The sequence below is a fragment of the Pseudescherichia sp. genome (assembly GCF_032052675.1).
Lineage (GTDB): Bacteria > Pseudomonadota > Gammaproteobacteria > Enterobacterales > Enterobacteriaceae > Pseudescherichia.
In genome coordinates, this window is record NZ_DAMBWA010000015.1 from 1 (window position 1) to 26,485 (window position 26,485).

The 26,485-nt window shown below is 58.3% G+C and carries 25 protein-coding genes; 9 read left to right on the forward strand and 16 right to left on the reverse strand.

The window, feature by feature from the left end:
* The first annotated feature begins 132 nt into the window (after nucleotides 1-132).
* The 4 genes from ytfR to RTX96_RS17415 all read left to right on the forward strand — a co-directional run bounded on the left by ytfR (nucleotide 133) and on the right by RTX96_RS17415 (nucleotide 5,334).
* The gene (gene ytfR / locus RTX96_RS17400) at nucleotides 133-1,635 is read left to right on the forward strand and encodes a galactofuranose ABC transporter, ATP-binding protein YtfR (RefSeq protein WP_103818592.1); all 1,503 of its coding nucleotides are present in this window, start codon (nucleotides 133-135) and stop codon (nucleotides 1,633-1,635) included.
* A gap of 10 nt (nucleotides 1,636-1,645) precedes the next feature.
* Nucleotides 1,646-2,671, forward strand: coding sequence for a galactofuranose ABC transporter, ATP-binding protein YtfT (gene ytfT, locus RTX96_RS17405; protein ID WP_103818591.1), 1,026 nt, complete (start codon nucleotides 1,646-1,648; stop codon nucleotides 2,669-2,671).
* The gene (gene yjfF, locus RTX96_RS17410) at nucleotides 2,658-3,659 is read left to right on the forward strand and encodes a galactofuranose ABC transporter, permease protein YjfF (RefSeq protein ID WP_312671649.1); all 1,002 of its coding nucleotides are present in this window, start codon (nucleotides 2,658-2,660) and stop codon (nucleotides 3,657-3,659) included. The genes ytfT and yjfF overlap by 14 nt, the downstream gene beginning before the upstream one ends.
* A 109-nt stretch (nucleotides 3,660-3,768) precedes the next feature.
* Nucleotides 3,769-5,334: a methyl-accepting chemotaxis protein gene (locus RTX96_RS17415; protein ID WP_312269359.1), complete on the forward strand. Its 1,566-nt coding sequence runs from the start codon at nucleotides 3,769-3,771 to the stop codon at nucleotides 5,332-5,334.
* A 44-nt stretch (nucleotides 5,335-5,378) separates the two neighbouring features.
* On the opposite strand, the gene fbp is transcribed toward RTX96_RS17415, so the two are convergent.
* Entirely contained in the window at nucleotides 5,379-6,377 is a 999-nt protein-coding gene (gene fbp, locus RTX96_RS17420; RefSeq protein WP_141092910.1) for a class 1 fructose-bisphosphatase, read from the reverse strand.
* 172 nt (nucleotides 6,378-6,549) lie between these two features.
* Between fbp and mpl the strand changes: the two genes are divergently transcribed.
* Nucleotides 6,550-7,908: a UDP-N-acetylmuramate:L-alanyl-gamma-D-glutamyl-meso-diaminopimelate ligase gene (mpl, locus tag RTX96_RS17425; protein ID WP_312671650.1), complete on the forward strand. Its 1,359-nt coding sequence runs from the start codon at nucleotides 6,550-6,552 to the stop codon at nucleotides 7,906-7,908.
* Between the two features lie 104 nt (nucleotides 7,909-8,012).
* On the opposite strand, the gene yjgA is transcribed toward mpl, so the two are convergent.
* A complete protein-coding gene (yjgA, locus tag RTX96_RS17430) occupies nucleotides 8,013-8,564 on the reverse strand; it encodes a ribosome biogenesis factor YjgA (protein WP_103818587.1) in 552 nt (183 codons plus the stop codon).
* Nucleotides 8,565-8,658: 94 nt separating this feature from the next.
* Here yjgA and pmbA point away from each other — a divergent pair, with 94 nt between their 5' ends.
* Both pmbA and cybC read left to right on the forward strand, forming a co-directional pair.
* Nucleotides 8,659-10,011 (forward strand): metalloprotease PmbA, encoded by a 1,353-nt coding sequence (pmbA, locus tag RTX96_RS17435; RefSeq protein ID WP_103818586.1) that lies wholly within the window; start codon nucleotides 8,659-8,661, stop codon nucleotides 10,009-10,011.
* Between the two features lie 33 nt (nucleotides 10,012-10,044).
* Entirely contained in the window at nucleotides 10,045-10,434 is a 390-nt protein-coding gene (cybC, locus tag RTX96_RS17440) for a cytochrome b562 (protein ID WP_103818585.1), read from the forward strand.
* A 38-nt stretch (nucleotides 10,435-10,472) separates the two neighbouring features.
* Here cybC and RTX96_RS17445 read toward each other — a convergent pair whose 3' ends face one another.
* The 3 genes from RTX96_RS17445 to nrdD all read right to left on the reverse strand — a co-directional run bounded on the left by RTX96_RS17445 (nucleotide 10,473) and on the right by nrdD (nucleotide 13,646).
* Nucleotides 10,473-10,901 carry a hypothetical protein gene (locus RTX96_RS17445; protein ID WP_312671651.1) on the reverse strand — a complete coding sequence of 143 codons (429 nt, stop codon included), beginning with the start codon at nucleotides 10,899-10,901 and terminating at the stop codon, nucleotides 10,473-10,475.
* A gap of 142 nt (nucleotides 10,902-11,043) precedes the next feature.
* Nucleotides 11,044-11,508, reverse strand: coding sequence for an anaerobic ribonucleoside-triphosphate reductase-activating protein (nrdG, locus tag RTX96_RS17450; RefSeq protein WP_312671652.1), 465 nt, complete (start codon nucleotides 11,506-11,508; stop codon nucleotides 11,044-11,046).
* Nucleotides 11,508-13,646: an anaerobic ribonucleoside-triphosphate reductase gene (gene nrdD, locus RTX96_RS17455; RefSeq protein WP_312671653.1), complete on the reverse strand. Its 2,139-nt coding sequence runs from the start codon at nucleotides 13,644-13,646 to the stop codon at nucleotides 11,508-11,510. Before nrdD ends, nrdG begins: the two co-directional genes overlap by 1 nt.
* A gap of 560 nt (nucleotides 13,647-14,206) precedes the next feature.
* On the opposite strand from nrdD, the gene mgtA reads away from it, so the two are divergent.
* A complete protein-coding gene (gene mgtA, locus RTX96_RS17460; protein ID WP_312671654.1) occupies nucleotides 14,207-16,915 on the forward strand; it encodes a magnesium-translocating P-type ATPase in 2,709 nt (902 codons plus the stop codon).
* Between the two features lie 42 nt (nucleotides 16,916-16,957).
* Here the strand turns inward: mgtA and ridA are convergent, their stop codons facing one another.
* From ridA to arcA, 9 genes are all read right to left on the reverse strand, one after another.
* Complete coding sequence (gene ridA / locus RTX96_RS17465) at nucleotides 16,958-17,344, reverse strand: 2-iminobutanoate/2-iminopropanoate deaminase (RefSeq protein ID WP_042388394.1); 387 nt, start codon at nucleotides 17,342-17,344, stop codon at nucleotides 16,958-16,960.
* Between the two features lie 74 nt (nucleotides 17,345-17,418).
* Nucleotides 17,419-17,886, reverse strand: coding sequence for an aspartate carbamoyltransferase regulatory subunit (gene pyrI / locus RTX96_RS17470; protein ID WP_103818580.1), 468 nt, complete (start codon nucleotides 17,884-17,886; stop codon nucleotides 17,419-17,421).
* Nucleotides 17,887-17,902: 16 nt separating this feature from the next.
* On the reverse strand, nucleotides 17,903-18,835 hold the full coding sequence (gene pyrB, locus RTX96_RS17475) for an aspartate carbamoyltransferase (RefSeq protein WP_312671655.1): 933 nt from the start codon (nucleotides 18,833-18,835) through the stop codon (nucleotides 17,903-17,905).
* A complete protein-coding gene (locus tag RTX96_RS17480) occupies nucleotides 18,828-18,974 on the reverse strand; it encodes a pyrBI operon leader peptide (protein ID WP_409418571.1) in 147 nt (48 codons plus the stop codon). Before RTX96_RS17480 ends, pyrB begins: the two co-directional genes overlap by 8 nt.
* An 86-nt stretch (nucleotides 18,975-19,060) precedes the next feature.
* Nucleotides 19,061-19,552 (reverse strand): arginine repressor, encoded by a 492-nt coding sequence (locus tag RTX96_RS17485; protein ID WP_103818578.1) that lies wholly within the window; start codon nucleotides 19,550-19,552, stop codon nucleotides 19,061-19,063.
* Nucleotides 19,553-19,573: 21 nt separating this feature from the next.
* Entirely contained in the window at nucleotides 19,574-20,977 is a 1,404-nt protein-coding gene (locus RTX96_RS17490) for a YfcC family protein (protein ID WP_312671656.1), read from the reverse strand.
* 49 nt (nucleotides 20,978-21,026) lie between these two features.
* Nucleotides 21,027-22,031 (reverse strand): ornithine carbamoyltransferase, encoded by a 1,005-nt coding sequence (gene argF / locus RTX96_RS17495; RefSeq protein ID WP_312671657.1) that lies wholly within the window; start codon nucleotides 22,029-22,031, stop codon nucleotides 21,027-21,029.
* Between the two features lie 18 nt (nucleotides 22,032-22,049).
* Nucleotides 22,050-22,979 carry a carbamate kinase gene (gene arcC, locus RTX96_RS17500; RefSeq protein ID WP_312671658.1) on the reverse strand — a complete coding sequence of 310 codons (930 nt, stop codon included), beginning with the start codon at nucleotides 22,977-22,979 and terminating at the stop codon, nucleotides 22,050-22,052.
* 15 nt (nucleotides 22,980-22,994) lie between these two features.
* A complete protein-coding gene (arcA, locus tag RTX96_RS17505; protein WP_312671659.1) occupies nucleotides 22,995-24,215 on the reverse strand; it encodes an arginine deiminase in 1,221 nt (406 codons plus the stop codon).
* 669 nt (nucleotides 24,216-24,884) lie between these two features.
* Between arcA and RTX96_RS17510 the strand changes: the two genes are divergently transcribed.
* Entirely contained in the window at nucleotides 24,885-25,337 is a 453-nt protein-coding gene (locus RTX96_RS17510) for a YhcH/YjgK/YiaL family protein (protein WP_312671660.1), read from the forward strand.
* Nucleotides 25,338-25,382: 45 nt separating this feature from the next.
* Here the strand turns inward: RTX96_RS17510 and argF (RTX96_RS17515) are convergent, their stop codons facing one another.
* Nucleotides 25,383-26,387, reverse strand: a complete 1,005-nt coding sequence (argF, locus tag RTX96_RS17515) for an ornithine carbamoyltransferase (protein ID WP_312671661.1) — start codon at nucleotides 26,385-26,387, stop codon at nucleotides 25,383-25,385.
* Nucleotides 26,357-26,431, reverse strand: coding sequence for a hypothetical protein (locus RTX96_RS20865; protein ID WP_238085486.1), 75 nt, complete (start codon nucleotides 26,429-26,431; stop codon nucleotides 26,357-26,359). Before RTX96_RS20865 ends, argF (RTX96_RS17515) begins: the two co-directional genes overlap by 31 nt.
* Between the last annotated feature and the right edge of the window lie 54 nt (nucleotides 26,432-26,485).

Consider the following 26,485-nt stretch of genomic DNA (forward strand, 5'->3'; position numbering starts at 1 on the left):
CGGGCCCAGGTTTTGTAGGCCTGATAAGCGTAGCGCCATCAGGCAATGCCGCGCCGGATGGCGACGCAGGCGTCTTATCCGGCCTACGGGGCGTAGCGCCATCTGTATCAGGTTCGTTTCGGGGAGGCCATCATGACCACCGACCAACACCAGGAAATTCTCAGTACCGAGGGGTTAAGTAAATTTTTCCCCGGCGTAAAGGCGCTTGATAACGTCAACTTCAGCCTACGCCGGGGCGAAATTATGGCGCTCCTCGGTGAAAACGGGGCCGGTAAATCGACGCTCATTAAGGCGTTGACCGGCGTCTATCATGCCGATCGCGGCGTTATCCGCCTCGAAGGCAACGAGATCTCACCTAAAAACACCGCCCATGCCCAGCAGTTGGGCATTGGGACGGTCTATCAGGAGGTTAATCTACTGCCGAACATGTCGGTGGCGGATAACCTGTTTATTGGACGTGAACCCCGGCGCTTTGGTTTTCTCCAGCGCAAAGAGATGGAGCGCCGCGCCACGGCGCTGATGGCCTCCTATGGCTTCTCCCTCGACGTACGCGAGCCGCTGAACCGCTTCTCGGTGGCGATGCAGCAGATCGTCGCCATCTGCCGCGCTATTGACCTCTCGGCAAAGGTGTTGATCCTTGATGAGCCTACCGCCAGCCTCGATACCCAGGAGGTGGAGATGCTCTTCACCCTGATGCGCCAGCTGCGCGCCCAGGGGGTGAGCCTGATCTTCGTCACCCACTTTCTCGATCAGGTCTATGAGGTGAGCGATCGCATCACCGTTCTGCGCAACGGCGGCTTCGTCGGCTGCCGGGAGACTCGCGAGCTGCCGCAGATCGAGCTGGTCAAGATGATGCTGGGGCGCGAGCTGGAGAGCAACGCCCTGCAGCGGGCGGGCCGGACCCTGCTCAGCGACAAGCCGGTGGCCGCGTTTACTGATTTTGGCAAGAAGGGCACCATCGCGCCCTTTAGCTTCGAAGTACGTCCCGGCGAAATTGTCGGCCTCGCCGGGCTGTTAGGCTCCGGGCGGACCGAAACCGCCGAGGTGATCTTCGGCATCAAGCCCGCCGACAGCGGCAGCGCAACGATCAAAGGCAAGCCGCAGACCCTACGCTCGCCGCATCAGGCGTCGTGCCTGGGGATCGGCTTCTGTCCGGAGGATCGCAAAACCGACGGCATCATTGCCGCCGCCTCGGTGCGGGAGAATATCATCCTCGCCCTGCAGGCCCAGCGCGGCTGGCTGCGGCCCATTCCCCGCCGGGAGCAGAACGAGATCGCCGAGCGTTTTATTCGCCAGCTGGGTATTCGCACCCCCAGCGCCGAGCAGCCGATTGAGTTTCTCTCCGGCGGCAACCAGCAGAAGGTGCTGCTCTCCCGCTGGCTGCTGACCAAACCCCAGTTCCTGATCCTCGATGAGCCGACGCGCGGCATCGACGTGGGGGCGCATGCCGAAATCATCCGGCTTATTGAAACCCTGTGCGCCGACGGCTTAGCGCTGCTGGTGATCTCCTCCGAGCTGGAGGAGCTGGTCGGCTATGCCGATCGGGTGATCATCATGCGCGACCGCAAGCAGGTGGCAGAGATCCCGCTCGCGGAGCTATCGGTTCCGGCGATCATGAATGCCATTGCGGCATAAGGAGTAGAGTGTGATGCCCCGATCCCTTCCGCAAACCGGCCAGCCGAAGCGGCGCATAAGCTGGCCGACGGGTATGCCGCAGCTGCTTGCGCTGATCCTGGTGCTGGTGGCTGACAGCCTGGTTGCGCCGCATTTTTTCCAGATCGTTCTGCAGGATGGGCGGCTGTTCGGTAGCCCCATCGACATTCTTAACCGTGCCGCACCGGTCGCGCTGCTGGCGATCGGCATGACGCTGGTGATCGCCACCGGCGGGATCGATCTCTCCGTAGGGGCCATCATGGCCATTGCTGGCGCGACGGCGGCGTCGATGACCGTGGCCGGGCACAGCCTGCCGGTTGTGCTGCTGGCGGCAATCGGCAGCGGCGTGCTGGCCGGGCTGTGGAATGGCGTGCTGGTGGCCATCCTCAAGATCCAGCCCTTCGTCGCCACGCTGATCTTGATGGTCGCCGGGCGCGGCGTGGCGCAGCTGATCACCGCCGGACAGATCGTCACCTTCAACGCCCCCAGCCTCTCCTGGCTCGGCAGCGGCTCGCTGCTGCTCTTCCCGACGCCGGTGATCATCGCTCTGGTGACGCTGGTTATTTTCTGGCTCTTTACCCGCAAGACGGCGCTGGGCATGTTTATCGAAGCGGTGGGGATCAACATCCGCGCGGCGAAAAACGCCGGGGTGAATACCCGGGTGGTGGTGATGCTGACCTACATCCTGAGCGGCGTTTGTGCCGCCATTGCCGGCATCATCGTCACGGCGGACATTCGCGGCGCGGATGCCAACAACGCCGGGCTGTGGCTGGAGCTGGATGCCATCCTCGCGGTGGTCATTGGCGGCGCCTCGCTAATGGGCGGTCGCTTCAACCTGCTGCTCTCTATCGTCGGGGCACTGATTATCCAGGGAATGAACACCGGCATTTTACTCTCCGGCTTCCCGCCAGAGCTAAACCAGGTCGTGAAGGCCGTCGTCGTCATGTGCGTGCTGATTGTGCAGTCGCCGCGCTTTATCGACCTGATTAAGAGGAGCCGTGGTCATGATAAAACGTAACCTGCCGCTGATGATCACGCTCGGCGTGTTCGTGCTCGGCTATCTCTACTGCCTGACCCAGTTTCCCGGCTTTGCCTCGACGCGGGTCATCTGCAATATTCTGACCGATAACGCTTTTCTGGGGATTATCGCCGTCGGTATGACCTTTGTGATCCTCTCCGGCGGCATCGACCTCTCGGTAGGGTCGGTGATCGCCTTTACCGGCGTCTTTTTGGCGAAGGTAATTGGCTTCTGGGGGATCTCGCCCCTGCTGGCCTTCCCGCTGGTGCTGGCGATGGGCTGCGCCTTCGGGGCCTTTATGGGCCTGCTGATTGACGCCCTGAAGATCCCGGCGTTTATTATCACCCTCGCCGGGATGTTCTTCCTGCGTGGTGTCAGCTACCTGGTCTCGGAGGAGTCGATCCCCATTAACCACCCGATCTACGACACCCTCTCCAGCCTGGCGTGGAAAATTCCCGGCGGCGGTCGTCTGAGCGCGATGGGGCTGCTGATGCTGGGCGTGGTGGTGATAGGCATCTTCCTCGCCCACCGCACGCGCTTTGGTAACCAGGTGTATGCCATCGGCGGTAGCGCCACCTCGGCCAACCTGATGGGTATCTCTACCCGCAGCACCACGATCCGCATCTATATGCTCTCTACCGGGCTGGCGACGCTGGCGGGCATTGTCTTCTCTGTCTACACCCAGGCGGGCTACGCCCTGGCGGGCGTTGGGGTAGAGCTGGACGCCATCGCCTCAGTGGTGATTGGCGGCACGCTGCTCAGCGGCGGCGTGGGGACGGTTCTGGGCACGCTGTTTGGCGTGGCGATCCAGGGGCTGATCCAGACCTACATTAACTTTGACGGCACGCTCAGCTCGTGGTGGACAAAGATCGCCATCGGCATTCTGCTGTTTATCTTTATCGCCCTGCAACGCGGCCTGACGGTGCTGTGGGAGAACCGGCAGAACTCTCCGGTAACACGGGTGAGCATTCCGGCAACGAAGTCATAACTTTTTGATATGGCTAAAAAATAACTAAAGCTTTCCCGGTAGCGGTCGATAACTGTTCGAATCAGCACTATTCACGCTACGAAGTCTCTCTGCTACCGGGATCGCCATCATGCTTAGAACGCTTTCGATTCGCACAGGCCTGCTCTCTCTGCTGGCCGTAATGACGTTACTCCTCCTTCTGGTCAGCGGCATGGGTATTTATGCCCTGACCCAAAGCTCCTCCTCGCTACAGCGTATTAACCACCTTCAGGGTGAGCAGATGGCACGCCTGAACGAGGGCTACACCCTGATCCTACGCGCGCGCAACGAAGCCGGGCAGGCGGTGCGCATGATGGAGGTCGGGCTGCTGGACGACGCGGGCAAGTCAGTAAAAAATATCAATAGCGAGGTCGCACAGGCCCAGAAAGGGTTGCAGGAGACTATCGGCGCGGGCGTAGAGGACGAGCGCGGCCAGGCCCTGCTGACGGCGGTCGCCAAAAGCTATCAGGCTTACAATAGCCAGGGTATCGTTCCGATGCTGACGGCGCTCAATCAGCAGAGCGCGGACGACTACTATTCGCTGCTGGAGAACCAGCTGGTGCCGGTGTCACGCCAGTTTGATAACGATATGCAGGCGTTCCTGAAGTGGGGCGAAGCGCGCGGCAAAGCGGAAGTGGACGCGGTGCAGGCAAGTAAAAAACGGGTGATGGCGTTGATCGTCATCGCCGCGCTGGTAACCGCCGGCATCATCGCCCTGGCCTGGCTGGCGCTGCGCCATATGCTGCTTAAGCCCCTTAACGTCTCTATTCAGCAGCTGGAGCAGGTGGCCGCGGGTAACCTGACGCCCACGCAGGCTGAGTTAACCAGCAAGGAGTTCTCCCGCCTCAACGCCGCCATTGAGAACATGCGCCACTCGCTGGTGAGTTCGGTAACCCGCGTGCGCGACGCCAGCGCCCAGATTGATACCGGCAGCCGGGAGTTAACCGCAGGCAACGTCGATCTGGCCCAGCGCACCGAATCTACCGCCTCCTCCCTTGAGCAGACTGCTGCCAGCATGGAGCAGATCACCGCCACGGTGAAGCAGAACGCCGCCAACGCCGAGCAGGCGCACCAGCTGGCGAAGACGGTCTCTGATACCGCCGATCGCGGCAGCGAAATGGTCTGTTACGTGATCGAGAAGATGCAGGATATCTCCGGCAGTTCGGCGCGTATTGCCGATATACTTAGCGTTATTGACGCCATTGCCTTCCAGACCAATATTCTGGCCCTTAACGCCTCGGTAGAAGCGGCGCGGGCAGGGGAGCAGGGCCGCGGCTTTGCCGTGGTGGCGGGCGAGGTACGTAACCTGGCGAGCCGCAGCGCCGATGCAGCGAAAGAGATCCGCACCCTGATCACCGACTCGCAGACCCACGTTGGCGAGGGCAGCAATCTGGCAATGCAGGCCGGTGAAACGATGGACGAGATCGCCAGCGAAGTAACGCGCATGACGAAGCTGATGCGGGAGATTGCCAACGCGTCCCACGAGCAGAGCCGGGGTATTGAGCAGGTGAATATTGCGGTGAACCAGATGGATGAGACGGCCCAGCAGAATGCGGCGCTGGTGCAGCAATCCTCCGCTGCGACCCACTCCCTGGAGCAGCAGTCTCGCGAGCTGCTGGCCGCGATGGCCTCGTTCCGCCTGCAGACCGCAGGCTAACGGAATTTACCCTCTCCTGGCGGAGAGGGTAGCGTGACTGCGTATTAGGCGTCCGGATATTCGCGCATAAAGCGCTCTACGTCCTCGACCATTGCTTTCGTGCCAACGAAGAACGGACGACGCTGGTGCAGCGACTCGGGAATAATATCCAGAATACGCTCTTTACCGTCGCTCGCCTTGCCGCCCGCCTGCTCGGCCAGGAAGGCCATCGGGTTGCACTCGTACAGCAGACGCAGCTTGCCTTCCGGATGGGTCGCAGTGCTCGGATAGAGGTAGATCCCACCCTTCACCAGGTTACGATGGAAGTCCGCCACCAGCGAGCCGATATAGCGCGAGGTGTAAGGGCGGTGGGTGATTTTATCTTCTTCCTGGCAGAACTTGAGGTACTTCTTCACGCCCTGCGGGAACTTGATGTAGTTGCCTTCGTTAATGGAGTAGGTGTTACCCAGCTCAGGGAACTGCATGCGCTCCTGGCAGAGGGCGAAGACGCCGAGGGAGGGATCGTAGGTGAAAGCGTGTACGCCACAGCCGGTGGTGTAGACCATGATGGTCGAGGAGCCGTATAGCACATAGCCCGCCGCAACCTGCTTGTTGCCCGGCTGCAGGAAGTCTTCCACGGTGACCGGGGTGCCTACCGGCGTGACGCGGTGGTAGATAGAGAAGATGGTGCCAACGGAGACGTTAACGTCAATGTTGGAGGAGCCATCCAGCGGATCCATCAGAACCACATACTTCGCGTGCTCGTAGCCATCAAAAACAACGATCTCATCTTCTTCTTCTGAGGCGATACCGGCCACGATATTGCGCGCGCGCAGCGCCGCCTTCAGTTTTTCATTTGCGAACAGATCGAGCTTTTGCTGCACCTCGCCCTGCACGTTTTCGGCCCCGCTGGCCCCCAGAATATCGACCAGCCCCGCTTTATTAATATCGCGGTGGATGATTTTGGCGCCCAGCTTTATCGCCGACAGCAGCGAGGTCAGTTCCCCGGTAGCATGGGAGAAATCATGCTGCTTCTCGACGATAAATTCACCTAACGTTTTCATAACACTTTCCCTGCAATTAATGTGGAGTAAAGCGACTGTAACAATACTAACAAAGATCCGAATTAATGCGCACAGGTGAATCGCGCCAGCCAGAGTGAGATTCCGCTTAAATGCATTTCTCTGGGCCGGACATGTGAGTAAAATAGGCGCCAGTTAAAATAAGGACCGACGTATGCGCATTCATATTTTAGGAATTTGTGGAACCTTCATGGGCGGGCTGGCGTTGCTGGCACGTGCTTTAGGTCATGAAGTAACGGGATCGGACGCCAATGTGTATCCGCCGATGAGCACCCTGCTGGAGAAGCAGGGCATCTCTTTAATTCAGGGTTACGACGCCAGCCAGCTCGATCCCGCGCCGGATCTGGTGATTATTGGTAACGCCATGAAGCGGGGAAATCCGTGTGTTGAGGCGGTGCTGGAGAAGGGCATTCCCTATATGTCCGGCCCGCAGTGGCTGCACGATTTTGTGCTGCGCGACCGCTGGGTGCTGGCGGTAGCCGGTACTCACGGCAAAACCACCACCGCCGGTATGGCGACCTGGATCCTCGAAGCCTGTGGCTATCAGCCCGGCTTTGTGATCGGCGGCGTACCGGGGAACTTCGACGTCTCCGCCCGTCTCGGCGACAGCCCGTTCTTCGTGATTGAGGCCGACGAGTACGACTGCGCCTTCTTTGATAAGCGCTCCAAGTTCGTGCACTACGCGCCGCGCACCCTGATCCTCAACAATCTTGAGTTCGATCACGCCGACATCTTTGACGACCTGAAGGCGATTCAGAAGCAGTTCCACCACCTGGTGCGTATCGTGCCGGGGCAGGGCAAAATCATCCTGCCGGAGAACGACATCAACCTGAAGCAGGTGATGGCGATGGGCTGCTGGAGCGAGCAGGAGCTGGTGGGCGAGCAGGGCCACTGGCAGGCGAAAAAGCTCACCACCGACGCCTCGCAGTGGGAAGTGCTGCTGGACGGCGAGCGCGTGGGCCAGGTGAAGTGGGATCTGGTCGGCGAGCACAACATGCATAACGGCCTGATGGCGATTGCCGCCGCCCGTCACGTCGGCGTCACGCCTGCGGATGCGGCTAACGCCCTCGGCTCGTTCGTCAACGCCCGCCGCCGTCTGGAGCTGCGCGGCACCGCCAACGGCGTCAGCGTCTACGACGACTTCGCCCACCACCCGACCGCGATTCTGGCAACCCTCGCCGCGCTGCGCGGCAAGGTCGGCGGCACGGCGCGCATTATAGCGGTGCTGGAGCCGCGCTCGAACACCATGAAGATGGGTCTCTGCAAGGACGATCTGGCGCCGTCATTGGGCCGCGCCGATGAGGTCTTCCTGCTGCAGCCGCAGCATATTCCCTGGCAGGTGTCGGAAGTGGCAGAGGCGTGCATACAGCCTGCCCACTGGCATGGGGATGTCGATGTGCTGGCGGATATGATCGTGAAGACCGCCCAGCCGGGGGATCACATTCTGGTGATGAGCAACGGCGGCTTTGGTGGGATCCACCAGAAGCTGCTGGACAGATTAGAGAAGAAATAGCGAAATTGCCCGGTGGCGCTAACGCTTACCGGGCCTACGAAGGGCATCTTGTTCGCGTGTAAACCGTAGGCCGGGCAAGCGAAGCGCCACCCGGCGTTTACAAACTACTCTTCCGCTTCCGACAGCTCGCGCAGATACTGGAAGATCAGGCGCGCGGACTTCGGCGGCTTGTTGCCGTCGCGCTCTTTCTGCGCGTTACGGATCAGCGAGCGCAGCTGCTGGCGATCGGCGTTCGGCCACAGGTTTAACACCTCCGGCACCGCGTCGTCACCCTCGGCAATCAGGCGATCGCGCAGGTGTTCAAGCTTGTGGAAAAACGCCACCTGCTGGTTATGGCGGTTTTTCAGCTTGTCCAGCGCCTGGCGGATCGGATCGACATCGCGCTGGCGCAGCAGTTTGCCAATCAGCTGCATCTGGCGGCGGCGGCCCTCTTTCTTGATACGCTGCGCCAGCTCAATGGCCGCGCGCAGATCGTCATCCAGCGGGATCTTATCGAGGGCGTTCTTGCCCAGGTCTACCATCTCTGCGCCGAGGCGTTTTAACTCTTCCGCATCGCGCTTAATTTCACTTTTACTGACCCAGATGATCTCATCATCTTCATCGTTGATATCATCACCGGGTACGTCGTCGAGCCAGTCATCGGGCTGCTTGGTCATCTCAGGCTCCTTAAAAAAGAGGCTAATACTAACACCCTGGGAGCACACTGAGAATGGGTTCTCTGTTAGACTTCTTTAAAACTCCCCTTACATTATGGCATTGGCGATGAAAGTAATCACACAAGTTGCAGAGCAACGCAAAGCACTGGAAGAGGCCGTCTCCACCGCACTGGGCTTAGCCGCAGGTAAATCAGACGGCGCAGAAGTGGCGGTATCGAAGACTACCGGTATTAGCGTCAGCACCCGCTACGGTGAGGTGGAGAACGTGGAATTCAATAGCGATGGCGCGCTGGGCATCACCGTTTATCATCAAAACCGCAAGGGCAGCGCCTCGTCCACCGATTTGAGTCCGGACGCTATCGCCCGCACCGTGCAGGCGGCGCTGGATATCGCCCGCTACACCTCGCCGGATCCCTTTGCCGGCGTCGCGGACCGCGAGCTGCTGGCGTTTGAGGCGCCGGATCTGGATCTCTTCCATCCGGCGGAGATCACCCCGGACGAGGCGATTGAGCTGGCTGCCCGCGCCGAGCAGGCGTCGCTGAAGGCGGACAAGCGCATCACCAACACCGAAGGCGGCAGCTTCAACAGCCACTACGGAATCAAAGTCTTCGGCAACAGCCACGGCATGCTGCAAAGCTACTGCTCCAGCCGCCACTCGCTCTCCAGCTGCGTGATTGCCGAAGAGAACGGCGACATGGAGCGCGACTATGCCTACACCATTGGCCGCGCGCTGGGCGATCTCAAGTCGCCAGAGTGGGTCGGAGACGAGTGCGCCAGACGCACCCTGTCACGCCTCGCGCCGCGTAAGCTCTCTACCATGAAAGCCCCGGTGATCTTCGCCAACGAAGTGGCCACCGGGCTGTTTGGCCACCTCGTCGGGGCGATTGCCGGCGGCGCGGTCTACCGTAAATCGACCTTCCTGCTGGACTCTCTCGGCAAGCAGATCCTTCCGGAGTGGCTGACCATTGAGGAGCACCCGCACCTGCTGAAGGGGCTGGCCTCAACGCCGTTCGACAGCGAAGGCGTACGCACCGAACGCCGTGACATCATCAAGGATGGCATCCTGACCCAGTGGCTGCTCACCAGCTACTCGGCGCGCAAGCTGGGGCTACAGAGCACCGGCCACGCGGGCGGCATCCATAACTGGCGTATCAAGGGCCAGGGCCACAGCTTCGAGCAGATGCTGAAAGAGATGGGCACCGGACTGGTGGTTACCGAGCTGATGGGGCAGGGCGTGAGCGGCATTACCGGCGACTACTCTCGTGGCGCGGCGGGCTTTTGGGTAGAGAACGGTGAAATTCAGTACCCGGTGAGCGAAATTACCATCGCGGGCAACCTGAAAGAGATGTGGCGCAATATGGTGACCATTGGTGACGATATTGAAACACGCAGCAATATACAGTGTGGTTCTGTGCTGCTGCCGGAGATGAAGATCGCCGGGCAGTAAGCCATTTTTGACAATAATAAAAGGACATGAGCAATGCGGAAAACGTTGTTAGCGATGTTAGCACTCTCCTCTCTCGTTCTGGCCTCGTCTGCCGCGTTTGCGGCAGATCTGGAAGAGGATATGGAGACCCTCAACGATAATTTGAAAGTGGTACAGAAAACGGATGATGCGGCGGAGATGAAGGATGCGTTAACCAAAATGCGCACCGCCGCGCTGGACGCGCAGAAAGCGACGCCGCCAAAAATGGAAGACAAAGCGCCGGACAGTCCGGAGATGAAGGACTACCGTCACGGGTTTGACATTCTGGTCGGCCAGATTGACGGCGCGCTGCAGCTGGCCAACGCCGGTAAAGTTAAAGAGGCGCAGGCGGCAGCGGAAGAGTTTAAAACCACCCGAAATACTTACCACAAGAAGTTCCGCTAATAGCGCAACGGCGGGAGTGACCTCCCGCCTGGCCTGTTCTACTCCACCCCGCTCTCAGAGTTATTATTCGCCTCAATCACCTTTATCTCCGTCGGGGAAATAGCCTGCTGAAGATCCTGTCGCGTTATTCGCTGCCCGGACAGGGTATCAATAATCTCTTCGCTGCCGTTCGGATATTTAGTGATTGAGATGAGACGGCCGCCATACAGCGGAATACCGGTTAATTCCATCGTATAGTCGGTCTTCTTTATCTCCTCTTTTTTTAGCTGCTGCTGTTTATCGATCTCATCCTGCGTTTTAGACGTGAGCGTAATCTTCGTGCTGCCGTCGTCAGAAGGGGTCGTATTATTATCGTTATTAATCTCTGCTAATTTGCTGTTATTTAGCAGAGTGGAGGGGTTATCGCCGTTAGATAAATGCGAATCACCCTGTGCGCTTATGGCACTTATTTTATCTATGCTATTCATCATCATCTCCGAAAAATACTATGCTGTGCGAAACGCAGGGGAACGGGGCCCCCAGGGGAGGTGACTACATCTGCGTTGGATAAACGAGACAGAAAAGTTATCGGCAATGGCGGGAAATGATTTAATAAAAGCCTGCGCCAGATTAGCGCAGGTGGTGGACAACCTGATTGCTGCTGCCGCGCCAGATCAGCATCGGATCTTTCAGATCCTGAACAAACTTACCGTCGATAAGCACGTTAATCAGATCGACAACGGCCAGCTGGTCGCGGCTTAGCTCGTCCAGCTTGTAGCCGGTCCAGACCCAGATATCCTTTCCGGGGCATTCGGCACGGATGCGCTGCACCAGCCGGAGAATATCCGGCACGTTTTGCGGATGGAGCGGATCGCCGCCGGAGAGCGAAATACCCTGGCGTTTGATCCGCGTATCGTTGAGATCGCTAATAATCCGGTCTTCCATCTCAACGGTAAAGGGCTTGCCCGAGTTGAGCCGCCAGGTGCTCTTGTTATAGCAGCCGGGACACGCGTGCACGCACCCCGAAACGAATAGCGTACAGCGCGTGCCGGGACCGTTGACGATGTCGACAGGGTAATATTGATGATACTGCATTACCCAATCTGCCCGTTGCCCAAATGCTTAACGCGGCGCTTCACCTCTTCCTGCTTGCCAGCGTTGAACGGGCGCGCGTCCGGACTGCCTAAATAGCCGCAGACGCGGCGGGTTACCGAGACGCGGGCGGCGTCGTGGTTGCCGCATTTCGGGCAGGTAAAGCCTTTGCTGGTGCACTCAAACTCGCCGGTAAAGCCGCACTCGTAGCACTCATCAATCGGCGTATTGGTGCCGTAGTAGGGCACGTGCTGATAGCTGTAGTCCCAGACATCCTCCAGCGCCTTCAGGTTGTGCTGGATATTGGGGTACTCGCCGTAGCAGATGAAGCCGCCGTTGGCTAACGGTGGATAGGGCGCTTCGAAGTCAATCTTGTCGTAAGGGTTAACCTTCTTCTCCACGTCGAGGTGGAAGCTGTTGGTGTAGTAGCCCTTGTCGGTGACGCCCGGCACCACGCCGAACTCGGCGGTATCGAGACGGCAGAAGCGGTCGCAGAGGTTTTCACTCGGCGTGCTGTAGAGGCTGAAGCCGTACCCGGTCTCCTCTTTCCACCGATCTACCGCCTGGCGCATCCGCTCGACGATGGCGATGCCTTTAGCGCGCAGCGTCTCGCTGTCGTACATGTGCGTCTCGCCAAACAGAGCGTTAATCGTTTCGTGGATCCCGATATAGCCCAGCGAAATCGACGCGCGACCGTTTTTAAAGATCTCAGAGACGTCGTCGTCTGCTTTCAGCCGCACGCCGCAGGCGCCTTCCATATAGAGGATCGGCGCCACGCGGGCTTTAACCCCCTCCAGACGCGCAATGCGGGTCATCAGCGCCTTACGCGCCAGCGCCAGACGCTCGTCGAGCAGGGTCCAGAACGCCGCCTCGTCGCCTTTCGCCTCCAGGGCGATGCGCGGCAGGTTCAGGCTGATGACGCCAAGGTTATTACGCCCGTCGTGGATCTGCTCCCCGTCCTCATCCTCATATACGCCGAGGAAGCTGCGGCAGCCCATTGGCGTTTTAAAGGAGCCAGTCACCTTCACCACCTGATCGTAGTTGAGGATATCCGGGTACATCCGCTTGCTCGCACACTCCAGCGCCAGCTGCTTGATATCGTAGTTAGCGTCGCCAGGCTTATGGTTTAGCCCGTCGCGGATGGCGAACACCAGCTTCGGGAACACCGCCGTTTTGCGGTTTTTACCGAGGCCGGCAATGCGGTTGCGCAGAATCGACTGCTGGATCAGGCGCGACTCCCAGCGGGTGCCCAGCCCAAAACCGAAGGTGACAAAGGGCGTCTGGCCGTTGGCGGTATGCAGGGTATTCACCTCATACTCCAGCGACTGGAAGGCGTCGTAGCACTCTTTCTCGGTACGCGAGCGGGCGTAGCCGTCGGCATCCGGGATCTGCCACTCCTCCGCCGTTTTGCGGTGCTTGTTGAAGCTGGCGGTCACGAAAGGGGCCAGCACCTCATCAATACGGTTGATGGTGGTACCGCCGTAGATATGGCTGGCCACCTGGGCGATGATCTGCGCGGTAACCGCCGTGGCGGTAGAGATAGACTTCGGCGGCTCGATCTCGGCGTTGCCCATCTTGAAGCCCTGGGTCAGCATGCCTTTCAGGTCGATGAGCATGCAGTTGAACATCGGGAAGAAGGGGGAGTAGTCGAGATCGTGATAGTGGATATCCCCGCGCTCGTGGGCCAGCACCACGTCACGCGGCAGCAGGTGCTGACGGGCATAGTGCTTGGCGACGATACCTGCCAGCAGGTCGCGCTGGGTCGGGATCACCTTGCTGTCTTTGTTGGCGTTCTCATTGAGCAGGGCGGAGTTGGTCTGCTCCACCAGGCCGCGGATCTCCTGATTCAGGCGGCCGCGCTTCTCGCGGGAGATATCGCGGTCGTGGCGATACTCAATATAGGCCCGCGCCAGCTGCTTATAGGGGCCGGACATCAGCTGGTTTTCCACCGCCGTCTGGATCTCGCTGATGTCTACCTGCGAGCGCGCCTGCATCTGCTCTCTGACCACCTCTGCGACGGTTGCGCAATAGTCGGCATCATCAACGCCCGCTGCAGCGGCGGCACGCAGAATTGCTTCCTGAATACGCTCTGATTTGAACTGTACCTTACAGCCATCTCGCTTCATCACATGCGGGGTCATGATCTCTCCATAGTTAAAATGTTCTGCACGTCAGCGTTGGAATAATAGACGATCACTACAATATGTAGCGCCGGGACGGCATTTTAAGTGCTACATATAGTGATTTGCATCAAACAAGTTTGCAGTTTTATTGATGCAGAACAAGGTAAAACGGGGAGCGTACAGCGGGCGTGCGCTGCAGGAAATGTAAATCTTGCAGGAGAAATGGCCCTTGCAGATCTGGCAAACGGACGTCGTCAGGGAGACGCTGGTTGAGTGAACGTTTAGTTATTAGGGCGTATTGTACCGCCCGAATAGCCACAAAAAAGGTGGCGATATCCGTATACTGCACGTCAATTTTACTCTTTACCTTACCGGAGGCGACATGGATCCCGATCCCACCCCTCTCCCACGATGGAGACCCCCTTCTTTCCGGTAAGCCTCATTCATTGCCTTACCGGATGCGTGAGGCAGTGACGTCCTGAACGTTCCTGCATAACTTTTTCAGTGCCTGTCAGGTACGGCTTTGCCACGCCTGATGGCAGAGCTGCGCTCGCTCCGGCGAGTGCGGGAGAGGTATTATGTCTGGCAATATCACTCGCTGGCTGCTTGCACAGCTAAACCGTCATCTACCGCGTCGTCTTGTGCAGCGCGATCCCTTACCCAATGCGAAACATCTGGCTGACGTCGCCATTCCGCCAACGCTGACGGCGCAGTGCCTGCGCGCGGCGGCGATGGAGAAAAATGAGCTGTGGCGCGCATTTCACTCCCATCCAGAGGGGCTGAATGCGGGGGAGGTAGAGAAGAGCCGCGCCGGTCATGGCGATAACCATCTTCCGTCAGAGGCACCTACGCCACGGTGGAGGCATCTGTGGTTATGCTATCGCAACCCCTTTAACCTGCTGCTTACCGCACTCGGTATCGTCTCTTATGCCACAGAAGATCTCTTTGCCGCTGGCGTCATCGCGCTGATGGTGGGGATCTCTACCCTGCTGAATTTTGTCCAGGAGGCGCGCTCCACAAAGGCGGCAGATGCGCTTAAGGCGATGGTCAGCAATACCGCCACGGTTCTGCGCGTTATTAATGAGAAGGGTGAGAGCGCGTGGCTTGAGCTGCCAATCGATCGGCTGGTGGTTGGCGATATCATTAAACTGGCGGCCGGGGACATGATCCCGGCAGATATACGCCTCATTCAGGCGCGCGATCTCTTTGTTGCCCAGTCGTCGCTTACCGGTGAATCGCTGCCGGTTGAGAAAGTGGCGTCCAGCCGTAACCCGCTGCAAGCTAACCCGCTGGAGTGCGATACGCTCTGTTTTATGGGAACTACGGTAGTCAGCGGGAGCGCGCAGGCAATCGTCATTGCCACCGGGGGCAACACCTGGTTTGGGCAGTTGGCCGGACGCGTCAGCGACCAGGAGAGCGAGCCAAACGCCTTCCAGAAAGGGATTGGCCGCGTCAGTATGTTACTCATCCGCTTTATGATGGTGATGACGCCGGTGGTGCTGCTGATCAACGGCTATACCAAAGGCGACTGGTGGGAAGCGGCGCTGTTTGCACTCTCTGTTGCCGTGGGGTTAACCCCGGAGATGCTGCCGATGATTGTCACCTCGACGCTGGCGCGCGGGGCGGTGAAGCTGTCAAAGCAGAAAGTGATTGTGAAGCATCTTGATGCTATCCAGAACTTTGGCGCAATGGACATCCTCTGCACGGATAAAACCGGCACGCTCACCCAGGATAAGATTGTGCTGGAGCACCATACCGATATCTCCGGCAACGTGAGCGCGCACGTCCTGCAGGCTGCCTGGCTGAACAGCCACTACCAGACCGGACTAAAAAATCTGCTCGACGTTGCGGTGCTGGAAGGCATCGATGAAACTTCTGCTCGCACGCTTGCAAACCGCTGGCAAAAGGTCGATGAGATCCCGTTTGATTTCGAGCGCCGTCGTATGTCGGTAGTGGTCAGCGAGCAGGCCGACGTGCATCAGCTGATCTGCAAAGGCGCGTTGCAGGAGATCCTCAGCGTCTGTACCCAGGTGCGTTACCACGACGAGATCGTTCCGCTGGATGAGACCATGCTGCGCCGTATCAGACGCGTTACAGATAACCTCAATCGCCAGGGGCTGCGCGTGGTTGCCGTTGCCAGTAAAATCCTGCCGGCGCGGGAGGGAGACTACCAGCGCATCGACGAATCCGATCTGATCCTTGAGGGCTACATTGCTTTTCTCGATCCGCCGAAGGAGACTACTGCTCCGGCGCTCAAGGCGCTGAAGGCCAACGGCATTACGGTGAAAATTCTCACCGGTGACAGCGAGCTGGTGGCAGCGAAGGTGTGCCACGAGGTAGGGCTGGAGGCGGGCGAGGCGGTCACGGGCAGCGATATTGAAACGCTCTCCGATGACGAGCTGGCTCAGCTGGCGAAACGCGCCACGCTGTTTGCTCGCCTGACGCCGCTGCACAAGGAGCGTATCGTCTCGCTTCTGCGCCGCGAGGGACACGTGGTGGGCTTTATGGGTGACGGCATAAACGATGCTCCGGCGCTTCGGGCGGCGGATATCGGCATCTCCGTCGATGGCGCGGTAGACATCGCCCGTGAGGCCGCAGATATCATCCTGCTGGAGAAGAGCCTGATGGTGCTGGAAGAGGGGGTGATTGAAGGTCGCCGGACCTTCGCCAACATGCTGAAGTACATCAAGATGACCGCCAGCTCCAACTTCGGTAACGTCTTCAGCGTCCTGGTCGCCAGCGCATTTCTGCCCTTTTTGCCCATGCTGCCGCTGCATCTGCTGGTGCAGAACCTGATGTACGATCTCTCTCAGGTGGCGATCCCGTTTGATAACGTAGACGAGGAGCAGATCCGCGAGCCGCAACGCTGGAACCCCGCCGATCTTGGACGCTTCATGCTGTTCTTTGGCCCGATCAGCTCTATTTTCGACATTCTGACTTTCTGCCTGATGTGGTTTGTCTTTCACGCCAATACGCCAGCAGAACAGGGGCTGTTTCAGTCCGGCTGGTTTGTGGTCGGGCTGCTGTCGCAAACCCTGATTGTGCATATGATCCGTACCCAGCGCGTGCCGTTTATCCAGAGCCGTGCCGCCTGGCCGCTGATGCTCATGACGCTGCTGGTAATGGCTATCGGGATTGTGCTGCCGTTCTCTCCGCTGGCGAGTTACCTACAGCTTCAGGCGCTGCCGCTGAGTTACTTCCCGTGGCTGATTGCGATTCTGGCAGGGTATATGACGCTAACGCAGCTGGTGAAAGGACTTTATCGTCGTCGGTATGGCTGGCAGTAAAACAGAAAAGGGCCTGGCAGGCCCTTTTTCTTATATGCGTGATTAACGACGTACGGCGATCGCTTCGATCTCAATCTTCACGTCTTTTGGCAGACGGGCCACTTCAACGCAGGAGCGCGCCGGGAAGGCAGCCTGATGCTCGTTAAAGAACGCTTCATAGGTGGCATTAACGGTGGCGAAATCGTTGAGATCTTTCACAAACACCGTGGTCTTAACAATATCGCCCACCTTCAGGCCAGCGGCTTCCACGATAGCCTTAACGTTATCCAGCGACTGGCGCGCCTGGGCGGCGATATCCTCCGGCACGCTGCCGGTTTTTGGATCGACCGGGATCTGGCCGGACGTCAGGATCATATTGCCGAGATCGACTGCCTGAACGTAAGGACCAATGGCTGCCGGTGCATTTTCCGTCGCGATGATTTTTGTCATGATTTCTCCTGAAAGCGAATGGTATTGAGGTTCCGCGCCATTATAGGCAGCGCGGAGGCGATGACCAATCTGAATTAACGGGTGTGCGCCAGCACCACCGTATGCGAAAACTCTTTTTCGCAATATTTGCACTTCAGGGCAATGTCGTTGGCGCGCTGCTTCACCGCAAAGCTGGAGAACACCGGCTCCGCATGGCTGATACAGTTGCTGTTGGGGCAGATCAGCACTGCCTCAATGCGCGACGGCAGATTAGGCCGCGATTTGCCTACCACCTCATAGTCATCAATGCGGTTCACCGTCGCCTGCGGGGCATAGAGCGCCAGCTGGTTAACCTGCTCGTCGGTGAGGAAGGTGTTTTCGATCTTGATTAAATCCTTGCGGCCCATCTCGCCCGAAGGCAGGTTCAAACCGATGGTGATCCGCTGGTCGGTTTCGGTCAGCTTAAACAGGGTCAGCAGCTTAAAGCCCACCTGCGCCGGAATATGATCGATCACCGTACCGCGCTTAATCGCTTCGACCTGCAGTTTATTATCGTGTGTCATCTCGTTTCCCCCTCTGTTAGGCCAAATCTCGTTTGAGCACCAGCGCCAGCAGCGCCTGCCGCGCATAGATACCGTTGCCTGCCTGCTGGAAATACCAGGCGTGCGGCGTCTTATCCACGTCGGTGGCAATCTCATCGACGCGCGGCAGCGGATGCAGCACCTTCATATTGCTGCGGGCGCTATGCAGGTCGCTGGCGCGCAGGACAAACTGCGCCTTCACGTTGGCGTATTCGGACGGATCCAGACGCTCTTTCTGCACGCGGGTCATGTAGAGGATATCCACCTCCGGGATCACCTCTTCAATGGTGGCGTGCTGGCTCCAGGCAATACCGCGCTCATCCAGCATATCGAGAATGTACTGCGGCATCGCCAGCGCATCGGGGGCGATAAACAGGAAGCGGTTGCCGTTAAACTTCGCCAATGCCTGAGCCAGCGAGTGAACGGTGCGGCCATACTTGAGGTCGCCCACCATCGCGATGTTGAGGTTCTCCAGCCGGCCCTGAGTCTCCTGGATGGTAAAGAGATCGAGCAGGGTCTGGGTCGGATGCTGGTTTGCGCCGTCGCCCGCGTTCAGCACCGGAATGCCGCCGGAGAACTCGGTGGCCAGCCGCGCCGCGCCCTCCTGCGGATGACGCATCACGATGGCGTCCACGTAGGTGCTGATAACGGAGATGGTGTCCGCCAGGGTCTCGCCTTTTTTACCCAGCGAAGTGTTGCTGCTGTCGGAGAAGCCGACCACGCTCGCGCCCAGGCGATGCATCGCGGTCTCAAACGACAGGCGGGTACGGGTAGAGGCTTCAAAGAAGCAGCTGGCGATCACTTTGTGCTTCAGCAGCTCCGGCTGCGGGTTAGCCTTCAGGCTGGCAGCGGTCTCCAGCACGCGTTCCAGTTCTTCGCGACTGAGATCGTTTATGGAAATGATATGTTTCTGATAGAGCGGATTAGTCATAGCTATCTCCTGACGTCTGCGCAAAAAAAAGCCCCTCAAAAGAGGGGCTATAGAAATGGGTGAGCAGCGGGAAGAAAAACGGCAGGTCAGCGCCCTCTTTCAGGCGCGGTGAGACAGTGTGTCGAACGGACTTGACCATGCTTCCTCCCGGCAAATTGTCCGCGATTATACTCAGCTCATAAGGCGAATCAAGCGATCGATGCGCTAATTATTCGAAGCAAACGGTTATTTTGCATATAAATGCATTTTTAGCAGGTGGTTAACGCGGTTGCGTACCTGCGGGGTACGCTGTATATCGCGCGGGGCGACCCAAACGATGCTGCTGCCTGCCACTACGCCGAGGATTTCAGGCAGGGCGTGATAGTCGAGGATCCGGGCCACCGCTCGCCCATAGCCTGCGGCAGTATGAATAAGAATAAACTCGCGGTTGTGCTCGACCTTAAGAACCATATCAGAGAGACAGCGCGCGGCATCCGGCGCCGGGCGCAGCTGAGGGTTAAAGGCATAGATGCGCTGCCCCTTGGCATTGCGGATCTTAATGATGCCCAGCAGCTTCAGCAGGCGCGATACCGTAGACTGGCTAATGGTGTCAAAGCCGTGGCGCTGAAGGTCCCGGCGGATCGCCTCCTGGGACAGGTAGCTCTTCTCGGTGACCAGCCGGCGGCAGGCGGCCAGCTGCAGTTGCTCTTTGGCGGAGCAGTCGCGATAGTCCTTCATACTCTTTCCTCCCTGTTGTCGTTAAAGCAGCGCGCCGAGGCTTAATATCAGGCAGATCAGCACGGTCAGCAGCAGCAGCAGCGGCGCGACCCACTTCAGATAGCGGACGTAAGGCACGCGAGCAATCGCCAGCCCGCCCATCACCACCGCCGAGGTCGGGGTAACCAGATTGACAATGCCGGAGGCGGCCTGATAGGTGGTGACCACCAGATCGCGATCGACGCGGGCAAAGTCCGCCAGCGGGGCCATAATCGGCATCGTCAGTACCGCCAGCCCGGAGGAGGAGGGCACCAGGAAAGAGAGCACGACTTCCAGCCAGTACATGACGTTAATAAATACTATGCTGGAGAGGCCGCTCACCAGCCCCTCGGCGCTGTGCAGAATGGTATGAGTGATCATGCCCTTGTCCATCACCACCACGATGCCGCGGGCGATGCCGATGATTAACGCCACCCCAAGCAGATCCCGCGCGCCGTCAATAAAGGTGGAGGTCAGCTCCTCCTCGCTCATACGGGCCAGCAGGCCGGTGATAATGGCCGCGGCGAGAAAGACGCCGGAGATCTGCCCCATCCACCAGCCCAGCACCGCCACGCCGTAGATCATCACCGCAAATGCGAGGGCGAAGATGACCAGGATCAGCTTGCGCGTACCGGTGAAGGCCAGATCCTGCTGGCGCTTGCCGCCCAGGAAGTGGGCGATGTTCTCCTCCTGCTTATCCGCCACGACGGAGCGGCTGGGATCCTGGCGTACCTGGCGTGCATAGCGCATGACCCACGCGACGCAGATAAGCCAGCCCGCCACCAGCAGCGCCACGCGCAGCCAGATGCCGGTCGTAAAGGGAATGCCCGCCGCGTTGGCGGCAATCACCGTCGCAAAGGGATTGATGGTTGAGCCGAGGGTGCCGATGCCCGCCCCCAGCAGTACCGTTGAGGCGGCCACCAGCGGGTCGAAGCGCGCCGCCATCATGACCGGCACCAGCAGGGTGTAGAAAGGCAGCGACTCTTCCGCCATGCCGTAAATGGTGCCACCGGCGGCAAAGAGTCCCATCAGGATCGGGATCATCCACTCTTCGCGGCCGCTCAGCCTCTTCGTGACGCGTTCAATCCCCGCGTCAATGGCCCCGGTTTTATTAACGATCCCCAGAAATCCTCCGATGATCAGCACAAACAGCGCGACATCAATCGCCCCGGCCTGGCCGGTGTCGGGGTCGTACAGGCCGCTGATGGGGGCCATAATAACGGATACGATCCCCTGCGGATGGGCTGCAACGTGCGCATAGGTGCCCGCGACAGGGACCTCCTTACCGAGGGTTTCGTTCATGACCATCTGGTAGTGCCCGGCAGGGACGATCCAGCTCAGCGCCGCAACAAGCGCGATCAGGATAAACAGAATGGTGTAAGCAGAGGGAAATTTGAATCTGCGCATAGGGTACTCTCCCTGTTTGGGCGTCGCAGTGTCGCGACGCCCGGAGTGGTTACTCGCCGAGGGTCGCTACCATCACGGCTTTGATGGTGTGCATCCGGTTCTCTGCCTCATCGAACACAATGGAGTGGGCGGATTCGAACACCTCCTCGGTGACCTCCAGCCCCTTGAGGCCATAGGCCAGCTCGATTTCGCGTCCTACGGTGGTGTGCTCGTTATGGAAGGCGGGCAGGCAGTGCATAAACTTCACCTGTGGATTGCCGGTGGCCTCAATAACCTGCTGATTAACCTGATAGGGTTTCATCAGGTTGACGCGCTCGCGCCAGGCCTCTTTGGGCTCACCCATTGAGACCCACACGTCGGTGTAGAGAAAGTCGACGTTGGCGACACCCTCTGCAACCTCCTCGGTCAGGGTGATTTTTGCCCCGGTTTCCCAGGCAATCTCGCGGCACTGCGCCACCAGCGCCTCTTCCGGCCAGAACGCTTTTGGGGCCACCAGCCGAATGTCCATGCCCATTTTGGCTGCGCCGACCATCAGACTGTTGCCCATGTTGTTACGCGCATCGCCCAGGTAGGCAAAGCGCAGCTCGGAGAGGCGTTTACCTGGCGCGTGCTCCAGCATGGTCATCAGATCGGCCAGAATTTGCGTGGGGTGAAACTCGTTGGTCAGCCCATTCCATACCGGGACGCCTGCGTACGCTCCCAGCTCCTCAACAATCGCCTGGCCATAGCCGCGATACTCAATGCCATCGTACATGCGACCAAGTACGCGGGCAGTGTCTTTCATCGACTCCTTATGGCCAATCTGCGACCCGCTCGGTCCGATGTAGGTTACCTGCGCACCCTGATCGAACGCGCCAACCTCAAAGGCGCAGCGGGTGCGGGTAGAGCTTTTCTCGAAGATCAGCGCAATGTTCTTACCGCACAGGGTCTGTTTTTCATGCCCCGCTTTTTTGGCGGCTTTTAGCTCCATCGCCAGGTCGATCAGGAAATGGATCTCATCCGGGGTAAAGTCGAGCAGCTTCAGAAAATTACGGTTTTTTAAAGAGATGTTCATAACTCGTCCTTAATAAGTTTATTGAAGAGGCACATTGCGGATCAGGGTTCCCCGCTCGCCAGCCAGAATGGCCGGGCCATCCGCCAGAGAGCCGATCCCGGCGATGCCGTCACAGGTCTTAACAAAGCGGCAGCAGGCGGCGACTTTCGGTCCCATCGAGCCGGCGTCGAAGCTAAACCCGCTAAGCTGCTGCGGCGTGGCCTCGGTGAGCGGGCGCTGCTCTGGCGTACCCCAGTTGAGATAGACCGCGTCGGCATCGGTGAGGATCAGCAGCGCGTCAGCCTCCAGCTGGCGTGCCAGCAGGGCGGCGGAGAGGTCTTTATCAATCACCGCTTCAATACCGTGGAAGCCATCCGCCTTCTCCACTACCGGCACGCCGCCGCCGCCGTTGCAGATCACCAGATGGTCGCGTTGGATAAGGGCTTCAATGGCATCGCGCTCGACGATGCGCATCGGCTGCGGGGAGGGAACCACGCGGCGGAAATAGCTGCCGTCGACCTTAAAGCACCACCCTTTTTCTTTAGCCAACGCGTCGGCTTGCGGCTGGTCATAAACCGGACCAATGTATTTAGTGGGATTGCTCAGAGCGGGATCGGCGAGATCCACCGCCACCTGGGTGAGCAGGACGCTCACTTCGCAGTCGGGAAGCCGGTTTTTCAGCGACTGTTGCAGCATGTAGCCAATCATTCCCTGGCTTTCGGCCCCCAGCACATCCAGCGGGTAGGGGGTAACGCCGGTATAGGCGCTGTTTTGCAGCGCCAGCAGTCCCACCTGCGGACCGTTGCCGTGCACCAGCACTACCCGCCAGCGCTGGGTAAGTTGAGCAATCACCTCGGCTGCCAGATCGATATTTTTACGCTGGATCGCGGCCTCCAGCGGCTCGCCGCGTTTCAGCAGGGCATTGCCGCCGAGGGCGACGACGAGGGTCGGTTTCGTCTTCGTTTCCATTCTCATCTCCCTGCCTTAAATCGCGTCGCGTTCCAGCGGACAACTCATGCAGCGCGCGCCGCCGCGCCCGCGTCCTAGCTCATCGCCGGGGATCGGCAGAACGGTGATCCCTGCCTTGTCATATTTCTCGTTGGTCCAGACGTTGCGCTCGTAGCCGATCACCACTCCAGGGCGCAGGGTCAGCACGTTATTGGCGTCGTTCCACTGCTCGCGCTCGGCTTCAAAGGCGTCGCCGCCGGTGGTGATCAGCTGGATCTGCGTGACGCCGAGCGCTTTCTCCAGCGCCCGCAGCAGGGTCGTCTCCTGGCGGCGGGCGATGCCGCCGTGGCCGTCCGGCGTCAGCGTCCAGCACTGCACATCCGGGCGCACCACTTCCGGATAGACGGAGAAGGTGTCGATATCGATATGGGTCATCACCGTGTCGAGGTGCATACAGGAGCGGTGCTTCGGCAGCTCGACGGCGATAACGCGTTCGGCCTGACGATGCGTAAATAGGGCGGAGGCGAGGAACTCAACGCCCTGCGGCGTGGTGCGCTCAGACATGCCGATTAATACGGTGCCCCGGCCAATGACTAATACATCGCCCCCTTCCAGGGTGGCATGATCGTAATTAATGTCTTCATCGCCGAAATATTTAATAAAGTCGCCGTTAATGAATTGCGGATGCCAGCGGTAGATGGCCCGTAGATTATTCGTTTCACGCTGGCGGGCCGGTTTGGCCATCGGGTTTATTGAGACGCCGTTATATATCCAGCAGGAGGTATCGCGAGTAAAAAGGTGGTTGGGCAGCGGCTTCATAATAAAGTCATTCGCGGTATGAATATCGACAACCATATTGTTAATCGAAGCCGGTATTTCACCGTAGGTTAGCCCGCCGCTTAAACGCCGGGCCAGCTCCCGGTGGGGCATATCCGCCAGCCAGCCGCGTACATCGCTGGCGAAGGCGGGCCCCAGGCGGTAGTCAGAGACCTGGGTTTGCAGCAGCCACTCTTTGGCGTCTGGTGTATTCAACGTCTCGGTTAAGAGATCGGTGAGTAACAGAACGTCGACGCCCTGTTCACGCAGGGTATTCGCAAAAATATCGTGCTCTTCACCCGCGCGCTCAACGGATAATACATCATCAAATAACAGCTCCTGACAATTTGAGGGCGTCAGTCTTTTCAGGCTCAGATTAGGACGGTGCAGCATTACGCTGCGTAACTGACCCACTTCCGATCCGACGTAGTGTTTTTCCATAACTCATCCTTACGTTTTCCGGCAATAAGAGAGGGAGGCCATGAAATGGGTTATTTCATAACGCTCGGAGCTACTCTGAATTTCGAAGGTATAATAGATGTCCGTTGCATTAATTATGTGACGTTGTTCACGAGGAAGTAGTGATGGAATAACCCGATTTGGTTTATTTGAGGTGGGTCAGAGAATGATTTTTTTATTGCATTGACGCGATGCATCGCTACGCATTAATACGTGGCAATATTTTAATTTGTTAATAATGTGTACGACCGCATGCTATCTGTCCATTTTTATATTATTGAAAAATAAACATATTATTTCATAAGATGCATGGGCATTCATTTTGTTGTAATTTTTATTTGCGCGGGCGGTAAAGGGTAAAATAAGTATGCGGATGTAATGGCTGATCTGTTGTGAAGTAATTTGTGATCATGCGGAGGTTTTTTTGCGTAGTGCTGGTTTTTCAACAGCATGCTGCTCAACAGAATAATTATAAAGCAGCGCTTATGCGACGAGAGTGCATAATATTGCTCTGCCGTTTAACAAAAGCTTAACTTCTTTGGCAATAAATATGCGCTACCGCAAGGGTTCGTGAAAAAGCAGTGGTAGGGTAGGCAAAATTCTCGTATAAATGTAAAAAATGAAACGCTGTTTTATATTGAGGGGTTACGCATGATCACAGGCAACATTCACAACCTTCAGCCCTGGCTGCCGCAGGAGCTGGCCCAGGCTATTGAGTACGTCAAACAGCACGTTAACGACGCGACGCCGACCGGTAAACATGATATCGACGGCTCACGCCTCTTTTTCCTGCTCTCGGAAGATATGACCGAGCCGTTTACCAAACGCCGTGCGGAGTATCACGCCCGCTATCTGGATATCCAGATCGTACTGAAAGGCCAGGAGGGGATGACCTACAGCACCCTGCCAGCCGGCAAGCCGGACACCGACTGGCTGGCGGATAAGGACATCGCGTTCCTGCCGGAAGGCGAGCAGGAGAAGACCGTGGTGCTGAGCGAAGGCGATTTCGTGGTCTTCTATCCGGGCGAGGTGCATAAGCCGCTGTGCGCGGTGGGCAATCCGGCTCAGGTACGTAAGGTCGTCGTTAAGCTGCTGGTGAAATAGAGAATACGCCGGGCGGCGGCATTCGCCTTGCCCGGCCTGGATTATTTACTCGGCGAGGGTAGCGACCATCACCGCTTTGATGGTGTGCATCCGGTTTTCCGCCTGGTCGAACACGATGCTGTTCGGCGACTCAAACACCTCGTCGGTCACCTCCATGCCGCCGTGCAGGCCAAAGGTTTCGGCCATCTGCTTGCCGAGGGTGGTCTGATCGTCATGGAAGGCGGGCAGACAGTGCAGGAACTTCACCTGCGGGTTGCCGGTGAGGGCCAGCATCTGGTTGTTCACCTGGTAGTCGCGCAGCAGCGCGATACGCTCGGCCCACTTCTCTTTGGCTTCGCCCATCGATACCCACACGTCGGTATAGATAAAGTCCGCGCCTTTTACCCCCTCGGCAATATTCTCTGTCAGGGTAATGCTGCCGCCGTTCTGCTGCGCCAGGGCACTGCACTCGGTTACCAGACTCTCTTCTGGCCAGCAGGCCTGGGGAGCGACCAGACGCAGATCCAGCCCCACCAGCGCGGCGGCCTCGAGCATCGAGTTGCCCATGTTGTTACGCGCATCGCCCGCATAGACCAGCGTCATCTCGCTCAGGGCCTTGCCCGGCAGATGCTCCTGCATGGTCAGCAGATCCGCCAGCAGCTGCGTTGGGTGAAACTCGTTGGTCAGGCCGTTCCACACCGGCACGCCAGCGAATTCGGCCAGCGCCTCGACGATTTCCTGGCCGTGGCCGCGATACTGAATGCCGTCATACATGCGGCCCAGCACACGGGCGGTATCCTTAATTGACTCTTTATGCCCGATCTGGCTTCCGCTCGGCCCTAAATAAGTCACGCGAGCACCCTGGTCGTAGGCGGCAACTTCGAAAGAGCATCGGGTGCGGGTAGAGTCTTTTTCGAAGATGAGCGCGATGTTTTTACCCGTCAGCTTTGGTACTTCAGTACCTTGTTTTTTATCTTTTTTCAGCTGGGCGGCGAGCTGGAGCAGAGCGTGAATTTCGGCAGGGGTAAAGTCGAGCAGTTTTAAAAAGTGTTTCTGGTAGAACGCAGACATGTTTCCCTCACATGGCTCAAGCCAATTATTGAATTAAAATTCACTTTATATGTCTAAATATTCATTTGCAACCCTGTTTAACAAATCTTTTCCGTCAG

Bases quoted from the DNA above. Each gene is read 5' to 3' on its own strand.
- ytfR (WP_103818592.1), top strand. From the start codon at position 133: ATGACCACCGACCAACACCAGGAAATTCTCAGTACCGAGGGGTTAAGT.
- yjfF (WP_312671649.1), top strand. From the start codon at position 2,658: ATGATAAAACGTAACCTGCCGCTGATGATCACGCTCGGCGTGTTCGTG.
- RTX96_RS17415 (WP_312269359.1), top strand. From the start codon at position 3,769: ATGCTTAGAACGCTTTCGATTCGCACAGGCCTGCTCTCTCTGCTGGCC.
- fbp (WP_141092910.1), bottom strand. From the start codon at position 6,377: ATGAAAACGTTAGGTGAATTTATCGTCGAGAAGCAGCATGATTTCTCC.
- mpl (WP_312671650.1), top strand. From the start codon at position 6,550: ATGCGCATTCATATTTTAGGAATTTGTGGAACCTTCATGGGCGGGCTG.
- yjgA (WP_103818587.1), bottom strand. From the start codon at position 8,564: ATGACCAAGCAGCCCGATGACTGGCTCGACGACGTACCCGGTGATGAT.
- pmbA (WP_103818586.1), top strand. From the start codon at position 8,659: ATGGCATTGGCGATGAAAGTAATCACACAAGTTGCAGAGCAACGCAAA.
- cybC (WP_103818585.1), top strand. From the start codon at position 10,045: ATGCGGAAAACGTTGTTAGCGATGTTAGCACTCTCCTCTCTCGTTCTG.
- RTX96_RS17445 (WP_312671651.1), bottom strand. From the start codon at position 10,901: ATGAATAGCATAGATAAAATAAGTGCCATAAGCGCACAGGGTGATTCG.
- nrdG (WP_312671652.1), bottom strand. From the start codon at position 11,508: ATGCAGTATCATCAATATTACCCTGTCGACATCGTCAACGGTCCCGGC.
- nrdD (WP_312671653.1), bottom strand. From the start codon at position 13,646: ATGACCCCGCATGTGATGAAGCGAGATGGCTGTAAGGTACAGTTCAAA.
- mgtA (WP_312671654.1), top strand. From the start codon at position 14,207: ATGTCTGGCAATATCACTCGCTGGCTGCTTGCACAGCTAAACCGTCAT.
- ridA (WP_042388394.1), bottom strand. From the start codon at position 17,344: ATGACAAAAATCATCGCGACGGAAAATGCACCGGCAGCCATTGGTCCT.
- pyrI (WP_103818580.1), bottom strand. From the start codon at position 17,886: ATGACACACGATAATAAACTGCAGGTCGAAGCGATTAAGCGCGGTACG.
- pyrB (WP_312671655.1), bottom strand. From the start codon at position 18,835: ATGACTAATCCGCTCTATCAGAAACATATCATTTCCATAAACGATCTC.
- RTX96_RS17480 (WP_409418571.1), bottom strand. From the start codon at position 18,974: ATGGTCAAGTCCGTTCGACACACTGTCTCACCGCGCCTGAAAGAGGGC.
- RTX96_RS17485 (WP_103818578.1), bottom strand. From the start codon at position 19,552: ATGAAGGACTATCGCGACTGCTCCGCCAAAGAGCAACTGCAGCTGGCC.
- RTX96_RS17490 (WP_312671656.1), bottom strand. From the start codon at position 20,977: ATGCGCAGATTCAAATTTCCCTCTGCTTACACCATTCTGTTTATCCTG.
- argF (WP_312671657.1), bottom strand. From the start codon at position 22,031: ATGAACATCTCTTTAAAAAACCGTAATTTTCTGAAGCTGCTCGACTTT.
- arcC (WP_312671658.1), bottom strand. From the start codon at position 22,979: ATGGAAACGAAGACGAAACCGACCCTCGTCGTCGCCCTCGGCGGCAAT.
- arcA (WP_312671659.1), bottom strand. From the start codon at position 24,215: ATGGAAAAACACTACGTCGGATCGGAAGTGGGTCAGTTACGCAGCGTA.
- RTX96_RS17510 (WP_312671660.1), top strand. From the start codon at position 24,885: ATGATCACAGGCAACATTCACAACCTTCAGCCCTGGCTGCCGCAGGAG.
- argF (WP_312671661.1), bottom strand. From the start codon at position 26,387: ATGTCTGCGTTCTACCAGAAACACTTTTTAAAACTGCTCGACTTTACC.